Source organism: Variovorax sp. WDL1, from assembly GCF_001541225.1.
In the GTDB taxonomy this organism is placed as follows: Bacteria; Pseudomonadota; Gammaproteobacteria; order Burkholderiales; family Burkholderiaceae_C; genus Variovorax.
In genome coordinates this window covers 95489-98200 of record NZ_LMTS01000172.1, presented here as the reverse complement: position 1 = coordinate 98200, position 2712 = coordinate 95489, and the positions used below count along the sequence as shown (strand labels likewise).

4 protein-coding genes are annotated in these 2712 nt (G+C 68.7%); 2 read left to right on the top strand and 2 right to left on the bottom strand.

Annotation, left to right across the window (positions count from 1 at the left end; all coding sequences use genetic code 11):
- Together APY03_RS24145 and APY03_RS24140 are read right to left on the bottom strand one after the other, a co-directional pair.
- On the bottom strand, positions 1 to 709 hold a 709-nt coding region (locus APY03_RS24145), incomplete at its 3' end, for an aldo/keto reductase (protein ID WP_232324382.1).
- Between the two features lie 40 nt (positions 710 to 749).
- Complete coding sequence (locus APY03_RS24140; RefSeq protein ID WP_068680811.1) at positions 750 to 1940, bottom strand: MFS transporter; 1191 nt, start codon at positions 1938 to 1940, stop codon at positions 750 to 752.
- Between the two features lie 67 nt (positions 1941 to 2007).
- Here APY03_RS24140 and APY03_RS24135 point away from each other — a divergent pair, with 67 nt between their 5' ends.
- A complete protein-coding gene (locus APY03_RS24135; RefSeq protein ID WP_102905782.1) occupies positions 2008 to 2334 on the top strand; it encodes a type II toxin-antitoxin system Phd/YefM family antitoxin in 327 nt (108 codons plus the stop codon).
- 4 nt (positions 2335 to 2338) lie between these two features.
- On the top strand, positions 2339 to 2712 hold a 374-nt coding region (locus APY03_RS42675), incomplete at its 3' end, for a type II toxin-antitoxin system VapC family toxin (protein ID WP_198161289.1).

Here is a 2712-nt window from a genome sequence, read left to right as displayed (position 1 = left end):
GCAGCCTGCTGCCGGCCGGCAGCGGCTGGCCGCGCCGGATCCTGCCCGTGAGGCGGCCCCAGCCCAGCGGGCTCCAGACGATCGCGCCAATGCCCTGGTCGATGCCCAGCGGCATCAGCTCCCATTCGTAGTCGCGGCCGATCAGCGAGTAGTAGGTCTGGTTGGCGACATAGCGGGACAGGCCCAGCCTGTCGGAAGCTGCCAGCGATTTCATCAGCTGCCAGCCGGAGAAGTTCGACACGCCGACATAGCGCACCTTGCCGGCGCGCACCAGGTCGTCGAGCGTGCGCAGCACCTGGTCGACGGGCGTCATCGCATCGAAGGCATGCAGCTGCAGGAGATCGATGTAGTCGGTGCCCAGGCGCGCGAGCGCGGCATCGGTCGCCGCGATCAGGTGGTGGCGCGAGGCGCCGACATCGTTGGGCCCGTCGCCCGCGCGCAGCGCCACCTTGGTCGAGAGAATCACCTTGCCGCGCCGGCCCTTGACGGCGGCGCCGAGGATGGATTCCGAGGCACCGTTCGAATACACGTCGGCGCTGTCGAAGAGATTGACGCCGGCGTCGAGGCAGATGTCGATGAGGCGCCGCGCCCCGTCCACGTCGGTGTTGCCCCAGGCGCTGAAGAGCGGCCCCTGGCCGCCGAAGGTGCCGGCGCCGAAGCCGAGGGCGGGCACCTTGAAGCCGGAGCTGCCGAGCAAGCGATGTTCCATGAGAAGTCCTTGGTCCTGGTTTGATTGAAAGAACGCGATTTCAGGTGCGGGCCGGCGCGCAGTGCGCCGGCGCCGCATCGCGCCGGTCGAGACCGCGGCTCCACAACGCGATGGCCAGGCCGGCCAGCGTGAGCAGCGCTGCGACCCAGCCCAGCGCGCCGAGGCCCGGGCCGCGGTCGATCACCGCGCCGCCGACCCAGGCGCCCAGCGCATTGCCGAGGTTGAAGGCGGCGATGTTGAGGCTGGAGGCGAGGTTCTGGCCGGCCCCGGCCGCCTTCTCGAGCACGCGCAGCTGGAGCGGCGCGACCGTCGCGAAGGCCGCGATGCCCAGGACACCGACGAAGAGGGCCGCGGTCACGCCGGTCTGCAGCGCCGGCTGCATCACCGCCAGGACTACGGCCAGCGCCGCCAGCGTGCCCAGCACGGCCGGCATCAGCGCCCGGTCGGCCAGCTTGCCGCCCAGGATGTTGCCGAGCGCGAGCCCGCCGCCGAAGAGCAGCAACAGCGGCGAGACGGCGGATTCGGAAAGGCCGGTGATGCGCGTCAGCAGCGGCTGGATGTAGGTGAAGACCACGAACACGCCGGCATAGCCCAGCACCGTCATGGCAAGGCCGAGCAGCACCTGCGGCCGGGCCAGCACTGCGAGCTCCTCGCGCAGCGGCGCCGGTGCCTGCGCGTCCGCGCTGCGGTGGCGCGGCACGAAGAGCGCGAGCACCGCCAGTGCGAGCACGCCGATCAGCGCCACTGCCCAGAAGGTCGAGCGCCAGCCGAAGTGCAGGCCCAGCCAGGCGCCGGCCGGCACGCCGAGCATGGTGGCGGCCGTGAGGCCGGTGAACATGATGGCGATGGCCGAGGCGCGCTTCTCGGGCGCCACCAGGCCGGTGGCCACCACCGAGCCGACGCCGAAGAAGGTGCCGTGCGCCAGCGAGGTGATCACCCGCGCCGCCATCAGCGTCTCGTAGCTGGGTGCCAGCGCGCAGGCGATGTTGTCGAGCGTGAAGATCGCCATCAGCGCCAGCAGCACGGTCTTGCGCGGGACGCGCCGGGTGGCGATGGTGAGCAGCGGCGCGCCGACCGCGACCCCGAGCGCATAGCCCGAGATCAGCAGGCCGGCGGCCGCGATGGTGACATGAAGATCCGCCGAAACCTGCAACAGCAGGCCCATGATGACGAACTCGGTGGTACCGATGCCGAAGGCACCGGCAGTGAGGGCGAGGAGGGCGATGGGCATGATGCCCTGTACTGTGCGGGCGTCGCCGCACGTTGACTAGACCGTGGTATGGACAAGGATTGATGAATTGAAGTCAACGATTGCGGAGCCGGCACAGGGATTCGCATTTGGCATAAAATGTACAGACCGTACAGAAAGCACCACCATGCCTTTGCATACCGTTGGCCTCCAACAAGGTCGCAATACCTTGCCCGAACTGGCGTCGCGTGCGAATGCGGGCGAGCCGAGCCTGCTCACGCGGCACGGCAAGCCGTATGCAGCCATCGTTTCGCCGGACATGCTCGCCAAGGGCCGTCCACGCTCCCGCTTCCTGGCGTTGCGCGGCAGCGGGAAGGGACTTTGGGGGCGCACTCCCTCCAAGGCGATCGCGGACATGCGCAGCGAATGGGACTGAGGTCGTGGGTACCTCCGGAAAAAGGCCGCCGAGTCCACGAACGCGCAAGACGACTGCGGTTGCCAGGCTATGGGGCGGCCTGCGCGACGGCGATCTGGTTGTGGTGGACGCCGCGCCGCTGATCTACCTGCTCGACGACCATCCTGAATTTGCACCAGCGTTCGTGGGACTCTTCGATCTGCAGGCTGACGGAAAGGTCCAGATTGCCATCTCCACCATTGCAATGGCGGAGGTGCTCGCCGGCCCCTTCAAGCACGGAAAGGATGTGCTCGCGAAGCGCTACGAGAAGGAGCTCGCCAACTTCGAGGTCGTGCCGGTCTCCCAGGAAATCGCAGTGACCGCGGCCCGCCTTCGTGCGAGCACGGGGCTGCGCCTGCC